This is a genomic window from Corynebacterium frankenforstense (genome assembly GCF_030211955.1).
Classification (GTDB): domain Bacteria; phylum Actinomycetota; class Actinomycetes; order Mycobacteriales; family Mycobacteriaceae; genus Corynebacterium; species Corynebacterium frankenforstense_A.
Window position 1 is genome coordinate 39,918 of sequence record NZ_JASODI010000003.1, and the last position, 23,591, is coordinate 63,508.

Sequence of the window (23,591 nt, forward strand, 5' to 3'; positions counted from 1 at the left end):
CACTATTGTTGGCCCCATGACGAAACCGCGCGTGATCCTCGCCGCCCTCGGCGCCGCCGCCATTGTCCCGCTTGCCGACGCCGCGCTGCTCCCCGTCGCGTTCGCCGCGACCGATGCGTCGGTCGCCGTCTCCCAGGGGCCGCAGTCCTACAGCCAGAGCGTGGTCGACGAGGCCGGGGTGCTCAGCGACGACCAGGTCGCGGACCTGAACAAGCAGATCGCCCAGTACCAGGTCGACCACCAGCGCTCGCTGATGGTCGTCTTCGTGCCGGACTTCGGCGGCCTGGGCCCCGAGGAGTACGCCCGCGACACCGTGCAGGCCAACGGCGGCAACAACCTGGCCGTCATGGTGGTCGCCCCGGAGCTGCGCCAGTACTTCGTGCAGGGCGGGGTGGACTGGTCGCAGTCCGAGATCGACGACCTGGACAAGGCCGTGCGTCCCCACCTCTCCGACGGCGACTGGAACGGCGCCGCGCAGGCCTTCATCGACGCCGCCGTGAGCTCCGGGCAGATCTCCGGCGAGTCCGTCGCCTGGCTGGGCGGGGCGGCGGTGGCCGCCGCGGGTGCGGGCGGTGGCCTGTGGGCCTGGTCGCGGCGCAAGCGCAACCGCGACGAGGCCGAGCAGCTCGAGAGCGCGCGGCGCATCGACCCGACCGACACCGACTCGCTGGCGCGCCTGCCGCTGGAGACCCTCGAGCAGCTGGCCCACGAGGCCGTGGTGGCCACCGACGAGTCGCTGCGCCGGGCCGAGGAGGAGCTGCGCCTGGCCCGCGCCGAGTTCGGCGAGCAGCGCGCCCGCCCCTTCGCCGAGGCCGCCGCGCACGCCCGCCGGGCGATGGACTCCGCCTACGCCACCCAGGACCGCCTGGACGCGGCCGCGGGCTCGGACGCCGAGCGCCGCCAGCTGCTGGCCGGGGTGATCACGGACTGCTCGAAGGCGCAGGCCGCCCTCGATTCGCAGGCCAAGGACTTCGCGGACAACCGCGAGATGCTGCTGACCGCCGAGAACCACATCGCGGAGCTGATGCGGCGCACCGTCGACGTGCGCGCCCGCATCCCGGAGGCCCGCCGCCGCCTCGAGGCGCTGCGCGCGAACCACTCCGAGGAGGCGCTCAGCTCGGTGGCCGACAACCCGGAGCTGGCCGAGGCCGGCGTCGACGAGGCCGAGAAGCGCCTCGACCAGGCCCGCGAGCTGGCCGACCGGCCCGCCGGCCAGCAGGGCGGCGTGGTGGCCGCGATCCGCGACTCCGAGCACGCCGTGGAGGTCGCCGAGCGGATGCTCGACGCCGTCGAACACGCCGAGGACAACCTGGCCACCGCGCGCACCCAGCTGCCGGACCTCTACGCCGAGATCGACGGCGAAATCGCCCAGGCCCGCGAGCTGGCCGCCCGCGGCCGGGCCAGTGGTGCCCAGGGCGACTGGGCCGGCCTCGAGGCGCTGGCCGACGAGGCGACCTCGGCGCTGGCCGCCGGGCGCGAGCGTGGGACGGCCGATCCCCTGGGCGCCTTCACCGACCTGACCGAGCTCGACGGGCGCCTCGACGACGCCCTGGAGCAGGCCGGCGAGGCCACCGCCGGGCAAGAGCGGCTGCTGCGCGTCTACCGCCAGCAGCTCGACGCCGCGCGCGCCGCGGTGCAGTCGGCCGACGACCTGATCGCCTCGCGCGGGCCGATCGTGGGCTCCCGGGCCCGCGGCGAGCTGGCCGCGGCCGCCCAGCTGCTGCAGCGCGCCGAGGCCGCCGGCGACCCGCGCCAGGGCGCGGACCTGGCCGGGCAGGCCGCCCGGCGTGCCCAGCAGGCCGCCCGGCTGGCCAAGAACGACTACGACGACTACCAGCGCCGCCAGCGGCGCAACCAGTCCGGCGGCAACGGCGGGGCGTTCCTGGCCGGCATGCTCGTCAACGGGATCCTCTCCTCCGGCGGCCGCGGCGGGTTCGGCGGCGGCTTCGGCGGCGGAGGCGGATTCGGGGGCGGCGGCTTCGGCGGCGGGGGCGGCGGTTTCGGCGGCGGCGCCGGCGGGCGGTTCTAGCCGCTAGGTGCGCGTCTTGCGCACCGGGGAGTCGACCATCACGCACGCCCAGGACAAGAACACCGCGTCGGCGGCGGGCATGGGCGACATCTCCTCGGGGTCGTCGACGATCTCGACGGCGCCAGAGATACGCGGGCGCACCAGCGCGACGGGCCCCGAGTTGGCCCGGATCACGCGCTCCTTGCGCCACAGCGAGGTGCGGTTCATCTCGTAGTCGCGCCCCTCGCACGAGCCGTGCAGGTGCTGGACCGTCAGCCCCCTCTGGGCGGCGGTGTAGACCGCGCCGCCGGCGGTGGTGGCCCGCAGGCGGAAACGCCCGCCCGGGCTGTACTCGAGGAGCATGCGCTCCCCGGCGTGGAAGAGGACGTCGGAGCGCACGGAGGCGACCTGGTGGCCGAGGCCGTCGAAGAGCTCGTTGCCCCGCCACACCCAGGTGCCCGTATCCGCCCCGCCGAACAGCCCCGTCGCGTCCGTCATGGCGTCGACCCTAGATCAGGAAGGTCAGCACGGCCAGGATGGTGGCCGCCACCAGGGTCACGATGACCATCCCCGAGGTCCGCGAGAGCTTCGCCTCCAGGATCGTGCGGGTGAAGAAGCTCAGCGCCACGACCTCGTCGCGGGTCAGCGCGTCGATGGCGGCGCGGGCCTTCTCCGGCTCCTCCTCGTCGGCGGAGAACTCCAGGATGCTGCGGCGCACCCCGTTGTTGGTGCCGGAGAACTGCGCGATCTTCACGCCGTCGGGGTCGAGGACGACCCAGTTGGAGCTGTTCTCGTTGACCAGGGTGAGCTTCTTGCCAGCCAGGTCCACGGCGACCTGCTTCTTCGGGCCGGCCGCCCCGTCGGCGCGGAACTCGCGGCCGTCGCCGGTGCGCACCAGCACGCCCTTGGCCCCGTCGGCCTTGAGCTGCCAGGTCTCGCCGCCGACCTCGGCCTTCTCCACGCCGAAGCTGCCCAGCTCCTCCGGGCCCTTGCCCACCAGCAGCACGGCGTTCTCGCCGGCGTGGCGCGGGCCCCACGAGGTGTAGTGGATGTCAGTCACACAAATCTCCTCCCTAGTCCGCGTGTCAGCAGCCGATGAGGCGGGCGGCCAGGTAGCCCTCCAGCTCGTCGAGGGCGACGCGCTCCTGCTCCATGGTGTCGCGGTCGCGAACGGTCACCGCGGCGTCGTCAAGCGTGTCGAAGTCGACGGTGACGCAGAACGGGGTGCCGATCTCGTCCTGGCGGCGGTAGCGGCGACCGATCGCGCCGGAGGTGTCGAAGTCGACGTTCCAGTGCTTGCGCAGGGTCTCGGCGACCTCGCGGGCCTTGCCGGCCAGCGGCTCCTTCTTGGACAGCGGCAGCACGGCGACCTTGACCGGCGAGAGGCGGTAGTCGAGCTTGAGCACGACGCGCTTGTCCACGCCGCCCTTGGCGTTGGGGGCCTCGTCCTCGTGGTAGGCGTCCACCAGGAAAGCCATCATCGCGCGGCCCAGGCCGGCGGCCGGCTCGATGGTGTAGGGGATCCAGCGCTCCTCGTTGTTCTGGTCGTAGAAGCTGAGGTCCTCACCGGAGGACTCGGAGTGCACGCGCAGGTCGTAGTCGGTGCGGTTGGCCACACCCTCGAGCTCGCCCCACTTCGAGCCGGTGAAGCCGAAGGCGTACTCGACGTCGACGGTGCGCTTCGAGTAGTGCGACAGCTTCTCCTTCGGGTGCTCGTAGAGGCGCAGGTTCTCCGGGTCAATGCCCAGGTCGATGTACCACTGCAGGCGGTCGTCGATCCAGTACTGGTGCCACTGCTCGTCCTCGCCGGGCTTGACGAAGAACTCCATCTCCATCTGCTCGAACTCGCGGGTGCGGAAGATGAAGTTGCCGGGCGTGATCTCGTTGCGGAAGGACTTGCCGATGTTGGCGATGCCGAACGGCGGCTTCATGCGCGCCGAGTTCATCACGTTCTTGAAGTTGATGAAGATGCCCTGGGCGGTCTCCGGGCGCAGGTAGTGCAGGCCCTCCTCGTCGTCGACGGGGCCCAGGAAGGTCTTGAGCAGGCCGGAGAAGGCGCGCGGCTCGGTCCAGTTGCCGGGCTGGCCGGTCTCCGGGTCGTTGATGTCGGCCAGGCCATTCTCCGGGGCGTGCCCGTGCTTCTCCTCGTAGGCCTCGATGAGGTGGTCGGCGCGGTAGCGCTTGTGGGTGTGCAGCGACTCGACCAGCGGGTCGGTGAAGACCTCGACGTGGCCGGAGGCGACCCACACCTGGCGCGGCTGGATGATCGAGGTGTCCACGCCGACGACGTCGCCGCGCGAGGTGACCATGTGGCGCCACCACTGGCGCTTGATGTTCTCCTTGAGCTCCACGCCGAGCGGGCCGTAGTCCCAGGCGGAGCGCGTACCGCCGTAGATCTCGCCGGCCGGGTAGACCAGACCGCGCCGCTTGCACAGGTTGACGACGGTGTCGATGACGGATTGCTGCGCCATGGGAGAGAGGGCTCCTCGTTGTGGTTGATGGGTGGGACTGTCTGGACACACCGTACAAAAGTTGGAGCACGGTGGCACACGTGCGCTCCATTCTAACCGTCCGCCCGACCCGCTCCCCCGACGCCCCCGGGGCCGCGTCGCGGCGGGCACGGGCCTGCGCGGACCCATGCGCGCGGCGACGTATGCGTTACGAACTCACAAACGAAGCTAAATCACCGACATAACACGTCTGTTGTATGATTCTTCACATCAAGGAACTTGCTCCGTGAATGCATTTCACCTAATGGTCCTGGTAGCGGGCCTGCCGGGCGGTTGCGGCAGGCGAAGCGCTGGCCACACGCCTGCGGTGACTTCTTGGACCGAGTAGACGGCGTCGATAGAATGCGGGCCCGGAGGCACCGAACAAGATTGGTAAGACTCTCATGACGACGAAAAACTTGATAGGGAACAGCGACGACCGGCCCGAAGAGGTCACTGACGCCGCCCGGGTGCTCAGCACCCTGGACTCGGTGCTCCGTTTGAAGATCGTGAAGCTCCTGCAGCAGCACGACCACTTCGTCCACGAGCTGGTCAAGGAGCTCGGCAAGTCCCAGCCCCTCAGCTCACAGCATCTGAAGGTGCTCAAGATGTCCGGACTCGTCGAGTCCGAGCGTCGCGGCCGCGAGGTCATGTACCGCCTGACCACCCCGGAGGTGGGCGACCTGATCGACCAGGCGGCCCGGCTCGCCGCCATCGTGCGCGGCAGCGCCCCGCAGATGAGCCACCAGGCCTGAGCGCGGCCGCTGTTTCCCTAAAGCACATCACGCTCCTCACACAACCGACCGGCCGGGCCGGTGACGACACGCGACGTAGTCACCGGCCCGGCCGACGCGTCTGTTCACCCGGTCGCGCCTCGCCGCACCCGGCGACGCACCCGCGGGTCACCTGCGCCGATGCACGGCCCGTGCGCCCGGCTGCAACTACAATGAGTTCCAACAACAACTGGTTTCCCGCCGTCTGAAGGAGTGTCGCACCATGGGCACGGTCAGTTCCGCCATACCGAAGCTGGGCACGCGCAGCACCCGCCAGCGCTCGGCGATCGTGTCCGTCCTGCTGGAGCTGGACAACTTCGCCTCGGCCAAGAAGATCCACTCCGAGCTCAAGGAGCGCGGCGAGAAGGTCGGCCTGACCACGGTCTACCGCACCCTGCAGTCGCTCACCGAGATCCACGCGGTCGACGCGCTGCACATGGCCAGCGGCGAGACGCTCTACCGCCACTGCATGACCGAGAAGCACCACCACCACCTGGTGTGCACCGAGTGCGGGCGCACCGAGGAGATCGACGGCGGGCCGGTGGAGAAGTGGGCCTCCCAGGTCGCCTCGAGCCACGGCTTCGAGCTGACCGGCCACGACGCCGAGGTCTACGGGCTGTGCCCCGAGTGCCGGGAGAAGAAGGCCCGCGCGGAGAACGACGGCGCGGGGAAGGACGGCGCCAAGTAGCGCCCCTCCCCCGCCGGCGCTGACCTCTCAGCCGGCTCAGCCGAGCACGACGCCGAAGATGGAGCCCAGCGCCCAGGTCACCCCTGCCGCGCCCAGGCCGATGAGCAGCTGGCGCACGGCGCGCCACAGCGGCGGGCGGCCCGAGAGCACGCCGGTGACCCCGCCGGTGAACAGCAGCGCCATCGAGACCAGGACGATCGCGATGACCGCGCCGACGGCGATGCTCGCGCCGAAGATGAACGGCAGCACCGGGATCAGCGCGCCGAGGCCGAAGCAGCAGAACGACGACAGCGCCGCCGCCCAGGCGCCGTCCACGCCGGACTCCTTGGCCGACGGGGCGGCACCCGCCGGCACCTGGCTGTTGAGCTCGGCCTGGCGGAACTGCTCGAGGGCCTCGCGGGCGCGCTCCTGCGCCTCGTCCTCCTCGAGCCCGCGGGCCCGGTAGACCAGGGCCAGCTCGTTGGCGTTGACGTCGAGCTCCGGAATGACCCGGCCGATCTCGTCGTTGGGGCGGGTCGCCTCGATCAGCTCGGCCTGCGAGCGCACCGAGATGAACTCGCCGGCGGCCATCGACAGCGCGCCGGCCAGAAGCCCCGAGATGCCGGTGATCAGCACGATGGTGGGGCTGACCCCGGAGCCGAGGATGCCGAGCACCAGGGCGAGGTTGGAGACCAGGCCGTCGTTGGCGCCGAAGACGGCCGCGCGGAAGCCGCCGGAGATGCGCTGGCGGGACTGCTCGGCCAGGCCGCGCACGACCTCGGAGTGCACGCGCTCATCGGCGGCGATCTGGTCCGGGGCGTCCGCGTCGTCGATGTAGGGGGTGCGCGCCTCGGCGGACTGCATCAGGGCGAGCACGAAGACGGAGCCGAGGTTCTTGGCCAGAAAGCCCATGAAGCGGGTGTGCAGGCCCGGCTGCTGGGGCATGCCGACGTACTCGCCGAGCTTGGCGCGCCAGTACTCCTCGTGGCGGGATTCGGAGTCGGCCAGGCGCAGCAGGATGTCGCGCTCGGCGCCCTCCTTGCGGTGTGCCAGCTCCCGGTAGACGGCGGCCTCGGCGCGCTCGTTGGCCAGGTAGCGCCGCCAGCGCTTGATCTGGCGGGCGGTCGGCGGCTCCTCGACGGGCCGCACGTCCGCGCCGTTGTCCTCGCTCACCTGGTCTCCTCCTTCCGCCGGAACCCATAGCAGCGTACCCGCACGGGCGGGCGGAGGGAAGACAGGTCGGCGGCCGGGAAAAGTTCGCTCAGGCCCCGCCGGTCACTTCACCCCGCCGAACCGGCGGTCGCGCTTGGCGTACTCGAGCACGGCGTCGAAGAGGTCCTGTTTGGTGTAGTCCGGGAAGAGCTTGTCCTGGTAGACCATCTCCGCGTAGGCCGACTCCCACAGCAGGAAGTTCGAGGTGCGCCGCTCGCCGGAGGGGCGCAGGAAGAGGTCCACGTCCGGCATCTCCGGGTCGTAAAGGTAGTCGACGAAGGAGTCCTCGGTGACCTGACCGGGGCGCAGCTCGCCGGCGGCGGCGCGGGCGACCAGCTTCCGGGCGGCGTCGACGATCTCGGCGCGCCCGCCGTAGTTGACGCACATCACCAGCGTCATCGCGGTGTTGTCGCGGGTCAGCTCCTCGGCGGCCTCGAGCTCGCGGATCACCGAGCGCCACAGGCGCGGGCGGCGCCCGGCCCACTTGATGCGCACGTTCTTCTCGTTGAGGATGTCGCGCTCGCGGCGCAGCACGTCGCGGGAGAAGCCCATCAGGAAGCGGACCTCCTCGTGGCTGCGCCGCCAGTTCTCCGTGGAGAACGCGTAGGCGGACAGGTAGTCCACGCCCATCTCGAGGCAGGCGTCGACGGCCTCCATGAGCACCGCCTCCCCGCGGCGGTGGCCCTCGGTGCGCTTCATCCCGCGTTGGCGGGCCCAGCGGCCGTTGCCGTCCATGACCAGTGCGATGTGTCGCGGGACCAGCTCGGCCGGGACACCCGTCGCCGCGAACGTGCCGGCGACCCCTGCGGAATTCTGCTCAGTCACAGGTCCAATTGTGCCAAAGCGCCCGCCGCCGCGGCGGCTCACCCCTCGTCGAGCACCGCCAGGGCGGCCACCCGCCCCTCGACCTGCCACTGCAGGTGGGCGCGGGTCAACCGGTGGGCCACGGCGGCCAGCTCGGCGCCGCCCTCCCCGGCGACGACGGCCACGGCCTGCTCGACGCGGTCGTGGGCGAGCAGCCACATCAGGTGCAGCGCCTCGGTGGGCACGTCCGCCGAGCCGCTGGGCCGGCAGTGCAGGCACACCGCTCCCCCGGCGCCCGGGTGGAAGGCGTGGTGCGGGCCCGGCGCCGAGCACTGCGCGCAGTCGAAGAGGCTGAGCGCCCAGCCGGCGTGCGCGGTCACCTGCAGGATGAAGGCGTCCAGGGCGAGGACGGGGCGGGCGGCGCGCTGGATGCGCCCCAGGGTGACCAGCGCGGCGTCGTAAAGAAACGAGTCGGAGCCGTCCTCGGCGACGGCCAGGCGCTCGGCGCACTCGAGGGCCGCGCAGGCGGCGGCGTAGCGCTCGTAGTCGTCGATGATGCCGGAGCCGAAGAAGGCGACGGTGTCCGCGCCCATGATCGTGGCGAGGTTGCGGCCCGGGTAGAGCTGGACGTCGAGGTCGACGAAGAGCTGCAGGCGCGAGCCGAAGCGCGACTTCGCCCGGCGCACCCCCTTGGCCACCGAGCGCACGATGCCGTGGCCGCGGGTCAAGAGAACGATGACGCGGTCGGCCTCGGCGAAGTCGTAGGTGCGCAGCACCAGCGCCCGGTCGCGGAAACTCTCCCTGCGCACGACCCTCCTAGAAGCCCAGCCGGCCGAGCGCCTTCGGGTCGGACTGCCAGTTCTTCAGCACCTTGAAGCGCAGGTCCAGGTAGACGTTCTGGCCGAGCAGGTCGATGATGCCGCGCCGGGAGGTCGAGATGATCCGGCCCATGCGGCGGCCCTGCTGGCCCTCGATGATGCGGCGCTGGCCGGGGCGCTCGATGAAGATGACGGCGTGCACGTCGAGCACGCCCTCGCGCTCCTCGTTCGGGAGGATCTCGTCGACCTGGACGGCCACCGAGTGCGGCAGCTCGTCGCGCAGGCCGGACAGGGCGGCCTCGCGGATCAGCTCCGCGATGCGGGTCTCGGTGTCGTCGTCGGTGACGTGGTCGTCCGGGTAGAGCTTCGGGCCCTCCGGCAGCAGGCCGGTGATCACGTCGAGCAGCACGTCGAGCTGCACGCCGTCCTTCGCGGAGACGGGCACGACCTCGCTCTCGCCGCCGAGCAGCTCGTGCAGGGCGAGCAGCTGGGCTCCGACGGCGTCGCGGGAGACCTTGTCGGTCTTGGTTACCACGCCGACGACCGGGGTGCGCGGCGCGGCGGCACGCACGTTGTCCAGGATCCAGCGGTCGCCGGGACCGATCTTCTCGTCGGCCGGGATCGTCAGCGCGATGACGTCGACGTCGGAATAGGTCTCCTGGACCTGCGCGTTGAGGCGCTCGCCGAGCAGGGTGCGCGGGCGGTGCAGGCCCGGGGTGTCGACGAGGATGATCTGGGCGTCCGGGCGGTGGACGAGCCCGCGGATGGGGTGGCGGGTCGTCTCGGGCTGGTCGGCGGTGATGGCGATCTTCTCGCCGACCAGGGCGTTGGTCAGCGTCGACTTGCCGGTGTTCGGCCGGCCAACGAAGCTTAAGAAACCGGAGCGGAAGCCCTCGGGGGTGTCGGTGAAACTCACGCGGGCCAGTCTAACCGCCCCGGCCCCCGCACTAGACCTCGCGGACCTCGAACTGCCCGCGCGGGTTGGCGAAGAAGTCCTGCGCGGCGACCAGCTCGAGCTCGCGGCTGTCGCGCTCGAAGGTCAGCTTGAACAGGTCGAAGACGCTCGAGGCGGTCTTGGCCAGGGCGCCGGCCGCGTCCCGGGTGGGCAGGTAGTGGCCGGTGAACAGCGCGGCGGTGACGTCGCCGGAGCCGTTGCGCTTGAACGGCAGGTAGGGCGTCTGCGCCAGGTAGCGCCCGGAGTCGTCGACGACGAGGATCTCGACGGTGCCCTCGGGGCGGTCGGGGCGCTCGACGGAGGTGACCAGCACGGTCTTCGGGCCCATTGCGCGGGCGGCCTCGACGGCGTCCAGGGTGGACTCGAGGTCGGTGGCCTCGCGGCCGGTCAGGTAGCCCAACTCGAACTGGTTGGGGGTGATCACGTCGGCCACCGGCACGACCTTGTCGCGCAGCAGCGGCGGGATGGCGTCGTCGACGTGGCAGCCGGACTTGGCGTTGCCCATGACCGGGTCGCAGACGTAGAGCGCCTCGGGGTTGGCGGCGCGCACCTGCGCGGCGGCGTCGATGATGACGTCGGCGATGTCGGAGCCGCCCTGGTAGCCGGAGAGCACGGCGTCGACGTTGGCGAGCTCGCCGCGCTCGGCCACACCCTTGACGACGGCGGCGACGTCGGCGGCGGGCAGCGCCGGGCCGCGCCACGCGCCGTAGCCGGTGTGGTTGGAGAAGTTGACGGTGTTGACGGGCCAGACCTCGTGGCCGAGGCGTTGGAGGGGGAAGACGGCCGCGGAGTTGCCCACGTGGCCGTAGGCGACGGCGGACTGGATGGAGAGCACGTTCATGGCTTATATCGTGCCGTGCCGCCTTCCGCGCCGGTCACTCGGGGTCGGTTGCGTCCCCCGGGGCGTCGGGAAGCTCGACGAGGACGTGGCGCACGCGCACGCGCCCGCGGCGGTCGTGGCCGCCCTCGGCGGTCAGCTTCATCCCGTCAACGGTGACGTGGCTGCCGGGCAGGGGCACGCGCCCGAGCTCAAAGGTGATCACGCCGGCGACGGTGTCGACCTCGTCGGTGATCTCGTCGTCGAACTCGCGGCGCTCGCCGGTCGCGTCGCGCAGGCCGGAGGCCAGCTCCTCCAGCGACATGTGGGCGACCACGCGGAAGGTCCGGTCGTCGACGCGCTCGAAGGGGTCGTCGTCGGCGGCGTCGTACTCGTCGGCGATCTCGCCGACGATCTCCTCGAGGATGTCCTCCATGGAGACCATGCCGGCGATCACGCCGTACTCGTCGACGAGCATCGCCAGGTGGTTCTGGTCGCGCTGCATCTGGTGCAGCAGGGCGTCGAGCGGGGTGGAGTCGGGCACGAACTGGGCGGGGCGCACCACGTCGCGCACGAGCACGGAGCGCCCGCCGTCGGTCATGTGGTACGTGCGCGCCACGAGGTCCTTGAGGTAGACCACGCCGACGATCTCGTCGATGCTCTCGCCGATGACGGGGATGCGCGAGTGGCCGGAGCGCACGCACAGGCTGGTCGCCTGGCCGGCGGTCTTCGTGTCCTCGATCCAGATCATCTCCGGGCGCGGCACCATGATCTGGCGGGCGATGGTGCCGGCCAGGTCGAAGACGTTCTGGATCATCCGGTGTTCCTCGACCTCGACGATCCCGTGCTCCTGGGCGATGTCGACCATCTCGCGCAGCTCGACCTCGGTGGCGTACGGCCCGTCGCGGAAGCCGCGGCCCGGGGCCAGCAGGTTGCCCAGGCGGATCAGCAGGCGGGAGAAGGGTCCCAGGATCTTGTGCACGGCGCTGAGCACCACGGCGGTGCGCAGGCAGACCGAGTAGGGGTTCTTGCGCCCGACGGTGCGGGAGAAGACGCCGACGACGACGAAGCTGATCAGCGAGACCGCGAGGATCGCCGTGGTCAGCGCCCAGCCGGCCGAGTCGATCACGCCGAGCGCGAGCGCTGCGGCGAAGACGGCGGCGGTGGCGTCCAGGACGGTGCCCAGAAGCACCAGGATGTTGATGTGCTCGGCGCGGCGGTCGAGCACGCGCAGCAGCTTGTACGCGCCGGGGCGCTCGTCCTCGACGAGCTGCTCGACGCGGGCGCGCGAGATGCTCTCCAGCGCCGACTCGGTGGTGCCCAGCAGGCCGGAGAGCAGCAGCGCCAGGACGGTGACGGCCGCGGAGATGAGCAGGCTCACCGGCTAGGCCTCCCCGTCCGCCCCGTCGTCGCAGGGGCGCGGCTCGGCGATCGGCGGCACGCCGCCGCCGGGGACCTTGCGGTCGAGCTCCTCGCGGTCGGCCGCACTCGGGAAGGCGGCCGCGCCGGTCGGCTTGGGCGGGAACTTCGCCCCGCGGCGCTCGGCGTCGTCGTACCAGTCGGCCAGAAGCTCGTTCTGGAGGGCGAACATCTCGCGCTCCTCGTCGGCGGTGGCGTGGTCGTAGCCGAGCAGGTGCAGGCAGCCGTGGACGGTCAAGAGCGCCAGCTCGTGGTCGAGGCCGTGGCCTGCGACGTCGGCCTGGCGCTTGGCGAACTCGGGGCACAGCACGATGTCGCCGAGCATGGTCGGCCCGGGCGCGTCCGCGTCCGGCCGCCCGCCGACGGCACCCGGGGTGGGCCCGTCCATGGGGAAGCTCATCACGTCGGTGGGCCCCTCCAGGTCGAGCCAGCGCACGTGCAGGTCCGCGATGGTGTCCTGGTCGACGAGGTAGATGCTCGCCTCGGCCTCCGGGTGGACGTCGAGCTCGCCGAGCGCGAAGGAGATCACGTCGATGAGCATCTCCTCGTTGACGCCGGGGTAGCCGGACTCGTTGAAGACCTCGATGGCCATTGGTCAGTTCTCCTTCCGCCCCGCGCCGCGTGCCGGGCGCTCCTGGCGGTCCTGGTCGAATCGGTCGTAGGCGTCGACGATGCGCCCGACAAGGGCGTGGCGCACGACGTCGTCGGCGGACAGCTCCGCGAAGTGGATGTCCGGCACCCCGCGCAGGATGCGGCGGACCTGGCGCAGGCCGGAGGCCTTGCCGCCGGGCAGGTCGACCTGCGTGATGTCGCCGGTGACCACCATCTTGGAGCCGAAGCCGAGGCGGGTGAGGAACATCTTCATCTGCTCGGCGGTGGTGTTCTGCGCCTCGTCGAGGATGACGAAGGCGTCGTTGAGGGTGCGCCCGCGCATGTAGGCCAGCGGGGCGACCTCGACCACGCCGGACTCCATGAGCTTGGGGATGGACTCCGGGTCCACCATGTCGCGCAGGGCGTCGTGCAGCGGGCGCAGGTACGGGTCGATCTTCTCGCCGAGGGTGCCGGGCAGAAAGCCCAGCTTCTCGCCGGCCTCGACGGCCGGGCGGGTCAGGATGATGCGGGAGACCTGGCGGGCCTTGAGCGCCTGGACGGCCTTGGCCATGGCCAGGTAGGTCTTGCCGGTGCCGGCCGGACCGATGCCGAAGACCACCGTATTCTCGTCGATGGCGTCGACGTAGTCCTTCTGGCCCATGGTCTTGGGCCGGATGGTCTTGCCGCGCCGGGAGACGATGTCCGAGCCGACCATCGCGGCGACGGACTCCGGGGACTCGGCGGTGACCAGGCGGACGGTGTGGCGCACGGTGTCGGGCGTGACGGCCTGCCCGCGCCCGGCGTGCGAGGCCAGCTCCGCGATGGCGCGCTTGGCCCGTTGCACCTCGTGGCCGGGGCCGGTCAGGGCGACCTCGCCGCCGCGGGCGAAGACGTCGCAGTCGATGAGGTTGGCCAGCACACGCAGGTTCGCGTCCCCCGGGCCGACGACCTGCGCGGCGACCGCCTCGTCGAGGCGGACGGTGCCGGTGACCACCGGCGTGCGGGCGGGCTTGGGTTTCTGCGGGTTATCAGGTGCTGTCACACGGGCTGATGTTACCAGCGGCCGGTCAGCGCCCCGACGGCCGCGAGGGCCAGGGCCCCGGCCGAGGACGCGCGCGCCACCTCCGGGCCCAGGCGCACCGGCTGCGCGCCGGCCTGGCGCAGCCTGTCCAGCTCGTCGTCGCCGATGCCGCCCTCGGGGCCCACCACCAGCACCACGCGCGCCGCGCTCGCAAGCGGAAGATCCCGCAACGGGCGGGTGGCGGACTCGTGCAGCACGGCCACGACGGTGCCCTCCCCCACCTCAGAGAGATTGCCGACGAGTGCGTGCGTGTCCACCGGTCCGGTGATGTGCGGCAGGCGCGCGCGACGCGCCTGCTTGCCCGCCTCCCGGGCGCGGTCGGTCCACTTGGCCAGGGCCTTCTCGGCCTTGCCTGGCTTGCCTCCCCAGCGCGCCACGCAGCGGTCGGCCTCCCAGGCGACGATCCGGTCGGCGCCGGCCTGGGTGAGCAGGTCGACGGCGAGGTCGGCGTGCGGGGACTTCGGGATCGCCTGTACCACCGTGACCTCGGGGGCGGGCACCGGGTCGACGCCGGCCTCCTCGACGTCGCAGACCAGCCGGTCTTTGCCGTGCACGGCGGTGACGAGCGCGCGCAGCCGGACCCCCGCGCCGTCGACGAGCTCGACGTGCTCGCCGGGGGTGATGCGCTTGACCGTGACGGCGTGGCGGCCCTCGGGGCCGGTCAGCTCGACGGTGCGCGGCGGCTCGCCGGGAATCGGGGCGTCGAGGAGGAAGACGGGCAGCGACACGGGCGGTCTCCTAGCGGCGGAAGCGGCTGCGCAGGCGGTCGAAGAAGGACTCCTCGCCGTCGCCCTCCTGGGTCACGCGCGCGGATTCGCGCAGGCGGCCGCGGACCTGCTCGAGCAGGTCGCGGGTCTGGTCGTCGACCTCGGTGGGCACGACGACGTCGATGTGGGCGAGCATTTCGCCGTGGCCGTCGCTGCGCAGCCGCGGCATGCCGCGGCCCTCGACGCGCACGCGCTCGCCGGGCTGGGTGCCGGCGGCTACGTCGATGGCGACGTCATCGCCGTCCAGGCCGGTGACGGTGACCGAGCAGCCCAGGGCGGCGTCGACCATGGGCACGCGCACGGTGAAGTCCAGGTCGTCGCCGTCGCGGGTGAAGACAGGGTGGCGCTTGGTGGCGACCTCGACGTAGAGGTCGCCGGCCGGGCCGCCGCCGTGGCCGACCTCGCCGGCGCCGGCCATGCGGATGCGCATGCCGTCGGCGATGCCGGCCGGGATGTTGACGGTGATGTCGCGGCGTGCCCGCACACGCCCGCCGCCGTCGCACTTCGGGCAGGGGTCCTCGATGACCTCGCCGAAGCCGGAGCACTTCGGGCAGGGCCGGGAGGTCATCACGTTGCCCAGGAAGGAGCGCTGCATCTCCTGGATCTCGCCGGCGCCGCCGCACTGGTCACAGGTGACGGGCTTGGCCTTGGAGACCGAGCCGGTGCCCTCGCAACGGTTGCAGAGCACGGCGGTGTCGACGGTGACCTCCTTGCGCAGGCCGGAGTAGGCCTCCTCGAGGGTGATCACGGTGCGCAGCAGGGCGTCGTTGCCCGGCTGGACGCGCGAGCGCGGGCCGCGGGTGCCGCCCTGGCCGAAGAAGGCCTCGAAGATGTCGCCGAGGCCGCCCCCGGCGCCGAAGCCGCCGAAGCCGCCCCCGGCGCCCGCCTGGCCCTGCTCCATGGGGTCGCCGCCCATGTCGACGATGCGGCGCTTGTCCGGGTCCGTGAGCACCTCGTGCGCCACGGAGATCTCGCGGAACTTCTCCGCGGCCTCCTCGGAGGGGTTCACGTCCGGGTGGTACTTGCGGGCGAGCCTCCGGTAGGCCTTCTTGATCTCTTTGTCCGAGGCGGACTTGTCCACCCCCAGAATGGCGTAGTAATCGCGGGCCACAGTTGCAACAGATCCTTTACGAGAAACGGGTACAAACGTGCCGGTGTGACTGCACCGGTCGATCAGACTGGCAAGTGTACTAGCAAGCCGGGCTCACTCACCGGTGAGGACGCGCGAGACGTAGCGCGCGACCGCGGCCACCCGGGCGATGGTGCCCGTGTAGTCCATGTAGGTCGGGCCCACCACGCCGAGCCCGCCGAGGGTCGCGCCCTCCGCGCCGTAGCCGGCGGTGACCACGGAGGCGCCGCGCAGCTCCTCGTTCTCGATCTCGTCGCCGATGAGCACGCTGACGTTGCCCAGGTCGGGCACGTTGGCCAGCAGCCGCAGGATGACCACCTGTTCCTCGAGGGCGTCGAGGACCACGGGCAGCGTGTTGGAGACGGCCCCGGCCATGCGCGAGAGGTTCGCGGTGCCGGCGAGGATGATGCGGTCGTTGGGCTGCTCGACGAGGGTCTCGATGAGCACCGTGGAGGCGCGGATGACGGCCTGGCGCACGTCGGCCGGCGCCTCGGCGGCCAGGTGGCCGAGCCGCGCGGAGGCCTCGGTGAGGGTGTAGCCGACGAGGGCGGAGTTGAGCAGGTCGCGGAGCCTGGCGACGTCCTCGTCGTCGACGGGGGCGTCGAGCTCGACGTTGCGCTGGTCGACGCGCCCGGTGTCCGTGATGAGCACGAGCAGCAGGCGCACCTGGCTGAGTGCGACGACCTCGCAGTGCTTGACGCGCGAGACGGTCAGGGTGGGCAGCTGGACCATCGCGGCCTGGCGGGTCAGCTGGCTGAGCAGCTGCACCGAGCGGCGCAGCACGTCCTCGAGATCCACGCCCTGCTCCAGGAAGGAGGAGATGGCCTTGCGCTCGGGTCCGGACAGCGGCTTGACGTTGTGCAGCTGGTCGACGAACTGGCGGTAGCCCTTCTCGGTGGGGATGCGCCCGGAGCTGGCGTGCTGCTGCTGGATGTAGCCCTCAGACTCGAGGACGGCCATGTCGTTTCGGATCGTGGCCGAGGAGACGTCCAGCTTGTGGCGTTCCAGCAGCGTCTTGGAGCCGACGGGCTCCTGCGAGGCGATGTAGTCGGCCACGACGGCGCGCAGCACCTCGCGGCGGCGGTCGTCGGTGGATCGGGCCATCCCTGCCGCGCCTCCTCTCGCTCTACGTCTCTTGCTCTCGTTGACGGCCTGCGCCGTCCTTTCGCACCCCGGAGTCTACCCGCCCGGTTCAGTCCTCCTCGGCGATGAGCAGGTCGGTGACGATGCCGTCGGCGAGCAGGCGCCCGGCGTCGGTGACGCGCAGGCGTCCGTCGACGGTCTCGAGGAGCCCGCGGGCGGTGAAGTCGGCGACGGCGACGTCGGCGCGCCCCGAGAGCCACTCGCGCGGGATGCCCCGGGCCAGGCGCAGGCCGAGCATGATGCGCTCGGTGTGGCGGTCTTGCCTGGTCAGCATTTCCCCGCCGGCCAGCGGCAGGCCGCCTTCGGCCACCGCACGGGCGTAGGTGGCCGGGTGCTTGACGTTGTGGAAGCGGGTGTCCGCCACGTGCGAGTGCGCCCCGGGGCCCGCGCCCCACCAGTTGCCGTCGACCCAGTAGATCTCGTTGTGCCGGCACTCCCCGCCCGGGCGGGCCCAGTTGGACACCTCGTACCAGTGCAGGCCGGCCTCCCGCAGGCGGGCGTCGATGAGCTCGTAGCGGGCGGCGAGCACGTCCTCGTCCGGGGCGGGCAGCTCGCCGCGGCGCACCTTGCGCGCCATGGCGGTGCCCTCCTCGACGATCAGGGAGTAGGCGGAGACGTGGTCGACCCCGGCGTCGAGGACGGCGTCGAGGGTGGCGCGCACGTCGTCGTCGGTCTCGGTAGGCGTGCCGTAGATCATGTCGAGGTTGACGTGCTCGAAGCCGGCCGCGCGCGCCTCGCGGGCGGCGGCGACCGGCCGGCCCGGGGTGTGGCGGCGCTGCAGGACCTGAAGGACGTGGCCGGCGGCCGACTGCATGCCCAGCGACACGCGGGTGAAGCCTGCTGCACGCACCCCGGCGAAGAACTCCGGGGAGGTCGACTCCGGGTTGGACTCGGTGGTCACCTCGGCGTCGGGGGCCAGGCCGAAGGAGCCGCGCACGGCGTCGATAAGCCGGGTCAGCCCCGCGGCCCCGAGCATGCTGGGGGTGCCTCCGCCGACGAAGACGGTGTCGGCGGCGCGCAGCTGACCGCGGCGCTCCATCAGCTCGGCGGCGCGCTCGAGTTCGACGGCCAGGGCGTCGAGGTAGCTGCCCGGAGAGGCCGAGGTGCCCAGTTCACCGGGGGTGTAGGTGTTGAAGTCGCAGTAGCCGCAGCGCGTGGCGCAGAACGGCACGTGGACGTAGACGCCGAAGGGTACGGCGGCGAACTCCGCGCGCGCCTCGGGCGTGGCGGTCTCGGGCAGGGTGAAGGTCTCGGCGGGTGACTGGCGCATGGCCCGGCCAGTCTATCCGGCCGCTCCCCCGGTGCCGGAGGCGGCGCGACGGCGGGCGGCCACGCGGGCGACCACGGCGTCGATGCGGGCGCGCTCGGCCAGGAAGGCCGCCGGGTGGCTGCCGCGGCGGGCGCGGGCGTAGGCCGGGTAGGCCTCGGCGACGGTGGCGCACCAGCCCTCGACGGCGGCGTGCACGTCGGCGGCCAGGCGGGCCAAAAAGTGCGGGTAGCTGAAGGAGTCGAGGTCGCGGGCGACGGTGTCAGTGCGCTCCAGCAGGTGCTCGACGAGGGCGGCCAGGTGGTCGGTGGTCGCGGTGGTGCGCCCGTCCAGGGCGGCGGCCAGCTCGGCGACGACCACGGGGCCGGTCAGCGGGTGGCCGGCGAGCAGGTCGGCGGCGGTGAGCTGGCCGGGGCCGTCCGCGGCCGGCGCGGCGGCCGGGCGGTTGAAGACGCTCAGGGTCCCGGAGCGCACCCCGGAGGTCAGCGCCTGGCGCAGGCCGACCAGTTCGCCGAGGACGACGCGGGAGTCCGCGCGGCCCTCGCCGGCGATGATGTCGAACTCGGCGAGGCAGTCGTGGACGAGCTCCACGTCGAAGTCCGCCACGGCCTCGGCGAGGTTCTCGATGTAGGAGGCGACCTCGTCACCGATGTCGTAGAGCTCCTGGGTGAGCTCGCGGTGGCGCAGCTCCGCCGCGAAACGCTGCATGACTACCTCGGTGCTCCTTTCCGACGGGATCCCCCGCCGTCCCCGCGTGGGAACTCTAACCTTGAAGTTCTCCTTGAGACTTCTGCCGACAGCCATAGACTCTATGGCAGTCCGCGGGGAAATTCCGGACGGCGCGCCGGGCGCGCGGCGGGCGCCGCGCGGCTCACGCCGCGGCGCGAGGCTGACGCCTCGCCCCAGAGTTAGCGGCGGTAGATCTTGTCGATCGCGTCCGCGTAGCGCTCGGTGACCACGTTGCGCTTGACCTTCAGCGTCGGGGTCAGCTCGTTCTGCTCCTCGGTCAGGTCACGGTCGAGGATGTGGAACTTCTTGATGCCCTCCGCGTGGGAGACGGTCAGGTTCGCCTGGTTGATGGCGTCCTGGATCTCCGCGCGCAGGCCCGGGTCGGTGGCCACCTCGCGCACCGAGCGGTGCTCGGGGATGTTGTGGTCCATCTTCCAGCGGCCCAGCTCCTCGTCGTCGAGGGTGAGCAGCACGCCGATGAAGGGCTTGCCGTCGCCGACCACGAGCGCCTGGCTGATCAGCGGGTGGGAGCGCAGCATGTCCTCGAGCGGCCCCGGGGAGACGTTCTTGCCCCCGGCGGTGACGATGAGGTCCTTCTTGCGGCCGGTGATGAAGATGTAGCCGTCCTCGTCGATCTCGCCGAGGTCGCCGGTGTTGTACCAGCCGTCCTCGAAGGACTTCTCGGTCGCCTCCGGGTTCTTCCAGTACTCCTTGAAGACCCAGGGGCCCTTGAAGAGGATCTCGCCGATGTCGTTGATCTTCACCGAGCCGCCGCCGAGCGGGCGGCCCACGGAGCCGATCTTCTGGTCCTCGAAGTCGACGGAGGCGGCCGCGCAGGTCTCGGTCAGGCCGTAGCCCTCGAAGACGCCGAGGCCGATGCCGCGGTAGAAGTGCAGCAGCTCGCTGCCCATCGGCGAGCCGCCGGTGATGCAGTACTCCACGCGGCCGCCGACGGCCTCGTGGATCTTCTTGTAGACGAGCTTGTGGTACAGGCGGTGCTGGGCCTCCTGGTAGCGGTTGGGGCCGCCCGGGGTGTCCATGGCCTTGGAGTACTCGATGGCGGCCTGCTCGGCGCGGGCGAAGATCGCGCGGCCGACGGGGCCCTTCTCCGCGGCCTGGGAGGCGGCGGCGTTGCGCACCTTCTCGAAGACGCGCGGCACACCGAGCAGCAGGTTCGGCCGGAAGCGGGCCAGCTGCACCTGCAGGGTGCGGGTGTCCGGCCAGTGCGACTGCAGGCAGCCGACGACCACGCAGGCCAGCGAGACCGCGCGCGCGAGCACGTGGGCCAGCGGCAGGTAGGTCAGCACGGACTTACCCGGGGCCACGGCGTTGGCGGCGATCGGGTTGGTCAGCAGCGCGCGAACCTGGGACAGCCAGTTGTAGTGGGTCTGCACGCAGCCCTTGGGCCGGCCGGTGGTGCCGGAGGTGTAGACGATCGAGGCCACGTCCGAGGAGCGGGTGTTCTCGATGCGCTCCCAGACCACGGCGTCGTCGAGGCCGCGGCCCTCGAACTTGAGGGTGTCCACGCCGGAGGAGTTGATCTCCACGATGCGGCGCAGCTGGGTCGGCGAGCCGACCAGGCGCGGGTTGCCCTCGGAGTCGAGGACGAGGTTGCGCATCATGTCGGTGTGCTCGCCGGTCTCGGTGACGGCGAAGACGGCGCCGGAGTCCTCGACGATCCACTGGATCTGGGCGGCCGAGGAGGACGGGTAGATCGGCACGAGCACCGCGCCGGCGGCCGAGATGGCGAAGTCCATGAGCGACCACTCGTAGCGGGTGGCCGCCAGCAGGATCACGCGGTCGCCGGGCTCGACGCCGTTGGCGATGAGCCCCTTGGCCACCTCGAAGATCTCCTCGAGGAACTCCTCGGAGGTGACGTTGACCCACTCGTAGTTGTGCGGCCGCAGGAAGCTGATGCCGTAGGGACGGTCGCGCACCTGGTCGATGAAGGCGGTCAGGACGGTCTCGTTCGGCCCGACCTCGAATTCGGCCGGGGTGGAGAACTCACGCCCCGCGGACGCCGCGGGCGCGGCGTCGGGGTTGTGGTCGTCCCGGGTGGTCGGCTGGTCGGCCTCGGTCACAGTGGTGCTCACTTTCCTCGCTCCATCGCTCTGGGGTGCATGTACGGGGTACCCCCGCGACGGCGAAACAGGACGGAAACATGAAGGTTCCCTCACAATGTACCGCATCGCGGGGAGGCGCTTTCTGCGGCTTGTTCCCCGAACATACGTGAGCCGCGGCACACATGTGCGAAATTCAGTGCATCAGTTCACACCATTCGCGCCCCCCCCCGCAGCTCCCCCACGCCGGGACAGGTGACACATCTGCATGTCAGAATGGGCGTCGTGACTTCCCGGGACCTCTTGCACGAGCTGGCCGACTCCTACGGCATCGCCACCACCTACGAGGGCAGCGGCGGCGAGCACGTCGTCGCCGGGGAGGCGACACTGACCGACCTCCTCGCCGCGATGGGCGTGGACACGGCGGACCCGGCTGCCGCCCTGGAGCGCCGCCGCGACGAGCTGGCCTCCCGCCCGTTGCCGCCGACGGTCGTGGCCACCGAGGGCTACCCCTACGTCTTCCCCGTGCACGTGCCCGACGGCTGGCCGGCCGAGGTCACCGTCGAGCTCGGGGACGGCTCACGGCGCCCCGCCGCTCAGCGGGACAACTGGACCCCGCCGCGCGAGGTCGACGGCACCGTCTGGGGCGAGGCCAGCTTCGAGGTCCCCGCCGACCTGCCGCAGGGCTGGCACCGCCTGCACCTGACCGCCGGCGGGCAGGGCGAGCTGACCGCCGAGGCCACCCTCGTGGTCACCCCGGAGCGCCTGACCGGCGCGACCGAGCTGGTCGAGCACCCGCGCGCCGGCGTGATGGCGCAGCTGTACTCGGTGCGCTCGCGGCGGTCCTGGGGCATCGGCGACTTCGCCGACCTCGGGGCGCTGGCCGAGACAGTCGCCGCCGAGGGCTTCGACTACCTGCTGGTCAACCCGCTGCACGCGGCCGAGCCCGTGCCGCCGGTCGAGAACTCGCCCTACCTGCCGACCACCCGCCGTTACGTCAACCCGATCTACCTACGCGTCGAGGACGTCCCCGAGTTCGAGCAGCTCGACGCCGAGCTGCGTGCCGACGTCGAGGAGATCGCCGAGGAGTTCCAGGCCGCCGACACCACCGCCGACATCCTCGAGCGCAACCCCGTCTACGAGGCCAAGCTCGCCGTCTTGCGCGAGCTGCATGCCCTGGAGCCCACCGCCGAGCGCGGCGCGGCCTTCCGCGACTTCGTCGCCCGCGAGGGAGAGGGCTTGGTCGACTTCGCCCGCTGGTGCGCCGACCGCGAGTTCGATCCCGCGCGGGCCGACGCGCGCGGTGCGCACGCGATGGACGAGCCCGGCGAGGAGGAGTACCGCGACACCGTCGACTTCCACATGTGGCTGCAGTTCCTCTGCGACGAGCAGCTGGCCGCCGCCCAGGCCCGCGCCAAGGCCGCGGGCATGTCCGTCGGCGTGGTCGCCGACCTCGCCGTGGGCACGCACCCCGGGGGTGCCGACGCCGCGGTGCTCGCCGACGTGCTGGCGCCCGCGGCCTCCGTGGGCGCTCCCCCGGACGGCTACAACCAGCAGGGCCAGGACTGGTCCCAGCCGCCGTGGCACCCCGAGCGCCTCGCCGAGGCCGGCTACGCGCCCTGGCGCGACATGCTGCGCACCGTGCTGCGCCACGCTGGCGGCATCCGCGTCGACCACGTGCTCGGCCTGTTCCGCCTGTTCTGGATCCCGCGCGGCAAGCGCCCGGCCGACGGCACCTACGTCCGCTACGACTTCGAGGCCATGCTCGGCATTCTCGCACTCGAGGCCGAGCGCGCCGACGCCGTGGTCATCGGCGAGGACCTGGGCACCTTCGAGCGCTGGGTCCAGGAGGCCCTGGCCTACCGCGGCGTGCTGGGCACCTCGGTGCTCTGGTTCGAGGGCGAGCCCGAGGGCGGCGGCCCCCTGGCCCGCGAGCACTACCGGCGCCTGGCGCTGGCCTCGGTGGGCACCCACGACCTGCCGCCGACGGCGGCCTACCTCGAGGGCGTGCACATCGACCTGCGCGACGAGCTGGGCCTGCTGCTGCGCCCCGCCGAGGCCGAGCACGCCGAGGACCTCGCCTGGCAGAACCGGGTGCTCGACGCGGTGCGCGAGGCCGGCTGCTTCGAGGGCGACCCCGGCGAGTTCGCCGGGCGGCTGCGCGACGAGCGCGGCGACGCGGCGGCGCTGATCGAGGCGCTGACCCGCTTCATCGCGGGCACTGCCTCGGCGCTGACCTGCACCCAGCTCGTCGACATGGTGGGCGACCGGCGCACCCAGAACCAGCCGGGCACCACCGGCGACCTCTACCCCAACTGGCGCCTGCCGCTGTGCGACGGCGCGGGCGACCCCGTCCTCATCGAGGATCTGCCCGCGAACCCCATGTTCCGCCGCATCGCCGCCGCGGCGGCGCGAAGCTGACGCGGTGCGGCGCTGACGCGGTGCGGCGCTGACGCGCCGCACTCTTAGAAGAGGGAGAACAGCCAGGCCACGACGACGATCACGAGCAGCAGCACCAGCGCCTTGGTCACCAGGGACTGCGGGTAGCGGCGCTTACCGCGCGGCCGCGCCTGGTCCTCCTTGCGCAGCTGTTCGGGGTTGCCGTCCACCATCACTCACGTCCTTCCTCGTCGCGCCCGGGGGCACCCGTCCCCGTGGAACCACCGCGGCGTCGGAAACCGACGGCCGCGACGTCGATCGCGCGCAAAAGCACGATCGCCGCCACCGCACACGCGGGCAGCACCACCACCAGCAGCGCGAACAGCTGCACGGCGATGGGCGCGGAGACCAGGGTCTGCGCGAGCCAGTCATACACGGCGGTCACACCGCGACAGTCTAGCCGCCCCCGGTTCGCGGATCTGT

General features: G+C 71.7%; 23 protein-coding genes. 4 read left to right on the plus strand and 19 right to left on the minus strand.

Annotated features, from left to right (window positions below):
* Nucleotides 1-16: 16 nt before the first annotated feature.
* Nucleotides 17-2,029, plus strand: coding sequence for a TPM domain-containing protein (locus QP119_RS02325; RefSeq protein ID WP_284773421.1), 2,013 nt, complete (start codon nt 17-19; stop codon nt 2,027-2,029).
* A gap of 3 nt (nt 2,030-2,032) precedes the next feature.
* On the opposite strand, the gene QP119_RS02330 is transcribed toward QP119_RS02325, so the two are convergent.
* From QP119_RS02330 to QP119_RS02340, 3 genes are read right to left on the minus strand one after another with little or no spacing between them, the layout of a single operon-like run.
* Nucleotides 2,033-2,506, minus strand: coding sequence for a hypothetical protein (locus tag QP119_RS02330; protein ID WP_284773422.1), 474 nt, complete (start codon nt 2,504-2,506; stop codon nt 2,033-2,035).
* 10 nt (nt 2,507-2,516) lie between these two features.
* The gene (locus tag QP119_RS02335) at nt 2,517-3,068 is read right to left on the minus strand and encodes a hypothetical protein (protein ID WP_284773424.1); all 552 of its coding nucleotides are present in this window, start codon (nt 3,066-3,068) and stop codon (nt 2,517-2,519) included.
* A gap of 25 nt (nt 3,069-3,093) precedes the next feature.
* Nucleotides 3,094-4,479, minus strand: coding sequence for a glycine--tRNA ligase (locus QP119_RS02340; RefSeq protein WP_284773426.1), 1,386 nt, complete (start codon nt 4,477-4,479; stop codon nt 3,094-3,096).
* Nucleotides 4,480-4,901: 422 nt separating this feature from the next.
* Between QP119_RS02340 and QP119_RS02345 the strand changes: the two genes are divergently transcribed.
* Together QP119_RS02345 and QP119_RS02350 are read left to right on the plus strand one after the other, a co-directional pair.
* Nucleotides 4,902-5,252 (plus strand): ArsR/SmtB family transcription factor, encoded by a 351-nt coding sequence (locus QP119_RS02345; protein ID WP_284773427.1) that lies wholly within the window; start codon nt 4,902-4,904, stop codon nt 5,250-5,252.
* Nucleotides 5,253-5,493: 241 nt separating this feature from the next.
* Nucleotides 5,494-5,958: a Fur family transcriptional regulator gene (locus tag QP119_RS02350; protein ID WP_284773428.1), complete on the plus strand. Its 465-nt coding sequence runs from the start codon at nt 5,494-5,496 to the stop codon at nt 5,956-5,958.
* 36 nt (nt 5,959-5,994) lie between these two features.
* Here QP119_RS02350 and QP119_RS02355 read toward each other — a convergent pair whose 3' ends face one another.
* From QP119_RS02355 to QP119_RS02420, 14 genes are all read right to left on the minus strand, one after another.
* Nucleotides 5,995-7,110: a VIT1/CCC1 transporter family protein gene (locus tag QP119_RS02355; RefSeq protein WP_284773430.1), complete on the minus strand. Its 1,116-nt coding sequence runs from the start codon at nt 7,108-7,110 to the stop codon at nt 5,995-5,997.
* Between the two features lie 102 nt (nt 7,111-7,212).
* Nucleotides 7,213-7,974 (minus strand): isoprenyl transferase, encoded by a 762-nt coding sequence (locus QP119_RS02360; RefSeq protein WP_284773431.1) that lies wholly within the window; start codon nt 7,972-7,974, stop codon nt 7,213-7,215.
* 38 nt (nt 7,975-8,012) lie between these two features.
* Entirely contained in the window at nt 8,013-8,762 is a 750-nt protein-coding gene (recO, locus tag QP119_RS02365) for a DNA repair protein RecO (RefSeq protein ID WP_284773432.1), read from the minus strand.
* Nucleotides 8,763-8,769: 7 nt separating this feature from the next.
* Nucleotides 8,770-9,687, minus strand: coding sequence for a GTPase Era (gene era, locus QP119_RS02370; RefSeq protein ID WP_284773433.1), 918 nt, complete (start codon nt 9,685-9,687; stop codon nt 8,770-8,772).
* 31 nt (nt 9,688-9,718) lie between these two features.
* On the minus strand, nt 9,719-10,567 hold the full coding sequence (gene pdxY / locus QP119_RS02375; RefSeq protein ID WP_284773435.1) for a pyridoxal kinase PdxY: 849 nt from the start codon (nt 10,565-10,567) through the stop codon (nt 9,719-9,721).
* A gap of 34 nt (nt 10,568-10,601) precedes the next feature.
* On the minus strand, nt 10,602-11,924 hold the full coding sequence (locus tag QP119_RS02380; RefSeq protein WP_284773436.1) for a hemolysin family protein: 1,323 nt from the start codon (nt 11,922-11,924) through the stop codon (nt 10,602-10,604).
* 3 nt (nt 11,925-11,927) lie between these two features.
* On the minus strand, nt 11,928-12,554 hold the full coding sequence (gene ybeY, locus QP119_RS02385) for an rRNA maturation RNase YbeY (protein ID WP_284773438.1): 627 nt from the start codon (nt 12,552-12,554) through the stop codon (nt 11,928-11,930).
* A 3-nt stretch (nt 12,555-12,557) separates the two neighbouring features.
* On the minus strand, nt 12,558-13,595 hold the full coding sequence (locus tag QP119_RS02390) for a PhoH family protein (RefSeq protein ID WP_284773440.1): 1,038 nt from the start codon (nt 13,593-13,595) through the stop codon (nt 12,558-12,560).
* A gap of 11 nt (nt 13,596-13,606) precedes the next feature.
* Nucleotides 13,607-14,362, minus strand: a complete 756-nt coding sequence (locus QP119_RS02395; RefSeq protein WP_284773441.1) for a 16S rRNA (uracil(1498)-N(3))-methyltransferase — start codon at nt 14,360-14,362, stop codon at nt 13,607-13,609.
* A gap of 10 nt (nt 14,363-14,372) precedes the next feature.
* Nucleotides 14,373-15,512, minus strand: coding sequence for a molecular chaperone DnaJ (gene dnaJ / locus QP119_RS02400; RefSeq protein ID WP_284773442.1), 1,140 nt, complete (start codon nt 15,510-15,512; stop codon nt 14,373-14,375).
* Nucleotides 15,513-15,605: 93 nt separating this feature from the next.
* A complete protein-coding gene (gene hrcA, locus QP119_RS02405) occupies nt 15,606-16,634 on the minus strand; it encodes a heat-inducible transcriptional repressor HrcA (protein WP_284773443.1) in 1,029 nt (342 codons plus the stop codon).
* Between the two features lie 88 nt (nt 16,635-16,722).
* Entirely contained in the window at nt 16,723-17,943 is a 1,221-nt protein-coding gene (hemW, locus tag QP119_RS02410) for a radical SAM family heme chaperone HemW (protein ID WP_284773445.1), read from the minus strand.
* Nucleotides 17,944-17,955: 12 nt separating this feature from the next.
* Nucleotides 17,956-18,648 (minus strand): hypothetical protein, encoded by a 693-nt coding sequence (locus tag QP119_RS02415; RefSeq protein WP_284773446.1) that lies wholly within the window; start codon nt 18,646-18,648, stop codon nt 17,956-17,958.
* 200 nt (nt 18,649-18,848) lie between these two features.
* Complete coding sequence (locus QP119_RS02420; RefSeq protein WP_284773603.1) at nt 18,849-20,627, minus strand: AMP-dependent synthetase/ligase; 1,779 nt, start codon at nt 20,625-20,627, stop codon at nt 18,849-18,851.
* Nucleotides 20,628-21,005: 378 nt separating this feature from the next.
* Here QP119_RS02420 and malQ point away from each other — a divergent pair, with 378 nt between their 5' ends.
* On the plus strand, nt 21,006-23,150 hold the full coding sequence (gene malQ, locus QP119_RS02425; protein WP_423777742.1) for a 4-alpha-glucanotransferase: 2,145 nt from the start codon (nt 21,006-21,008) through the stop codon (nt 23,148-23,150).
* 44 nt (nt 23,151-23,194) lie between these two features.
* Here the strand turns inward: malQ and QP119_RS02430 are convergent, their stop codons facing one another.
* Together QP119_RS02430 and QP119_RS02435 are read right to left on the minus strand one after the other, a co-directional pair.
* Nucleotides 23,195-23,341 (minus strand): hypothetical protein, encoded by a 147-nt coding sequence (locus QP119_RS02430; RefSeq protein WP_284773448.1) that lies wholly within the window; start codon nt 23,339-23,341, stop codon nt 23,195-23,197.
* The gene (locus tag QP119_RS02435) at nt 23,341-23,553 is read right to left on the minus strand and encodes a hypothetical protein (RefSeq protein ID WP_284773449.1); all 213 of its coding nucleotides are present in this window, start codon (nt 23,551-23,553) and stop codon (nt 23,341-23,343) included. The genes QP119_RS02430 and QP119_RS02435 overlap by 1 nt, the downstream gene beginning before the upstream one ends.
* Nucleotides 23,554-23,591 lie beyond the last annotated feature (38 nt).

Bases quoted from the DNA above. Each gene is read 5' to 3' on its own strand.
- QP119_RS02325 (WP_284773421.1), top strand. From the start codon at position 17: ATGACGAAACCGCGCGTGATCCTCGCCGCCCTCGGCGCCGCCGCCATT.
- QP119_RS02330 (WP_284773422.1), bottom strand. From the start codon at position 2,506: ATGACGGACGCGACGGGGCTGTTCGGCGGGGCGGATACGGGCACCTGG.
- QP119_RS02340 (WP_284773426.1), bottom strand. From the start codon at position 4,479: ATGGCGCAGCAATCCGTCATCGACACCGTCGTCAACCTGTGCAAGCGG.
- QP119_RS02345 (WP_284773427.1), top strand. From the start codon at position 4,902: ATGACGACGAAAAACTTGATAGGGAACAGCGACGACCGGCCCGAAGAG.
- QP119_RS02350 (WP_284773428.1), top strand. From the start codon at position 5,494: ATGGGCACGGTCAGTTCCGCCATACCGAAGCTGGGCACGCGCAGCACC.
- pdxY (WP_284773435.1), bottom strand. From the start codon at position 10,567: ATGAACGTGCTCTCCATCCAGTCCGCCGTCGCCTACGGCCACGTGGGC.
- ybeY (WP_284773438.1), bottom strand. From the start codon at position 12,554: ATGGCCATCGAGGTCTTCAACGAGTCCGGCTACCCCGGCGTCAACGAG.
- hrcA (WP_284773443.1), bottom strand. From the start codon at position 16,634: ATGGCCCGATCCACCGACGACCGCCGCCGCGAGGTGCTGCGCGCCGTC.
- hemW (WP_284773445.1), bottom strand. From the start codon at position 17,943: ATGCGCCAGTCACCCGCCGAGACCTTCACCCTGCCCGAGACCGCCACG.
- QP119_RS02415 (WP_284773446.1), bottom strand. From the start codon at position 18,648: ATGCAGCGTTTCGCGGCGGAGCTGCGCCACCGCGAGCTCACCCAGGAG.
- malQ (WP_423777742.1), top strand. From the start codon at position 21,006: ATGGGCGTCGTGACTTCCCGGGACCTCTTGCACGAGCTGGCCGACTCC.
- QP119_RS02430 (WP_284773448.1), bottom strand. From the start codon at position 23,341: ATGGTGGACGGCAACCCCGAACAGCTGCGCAAGGAGGACCAGGCGCGG.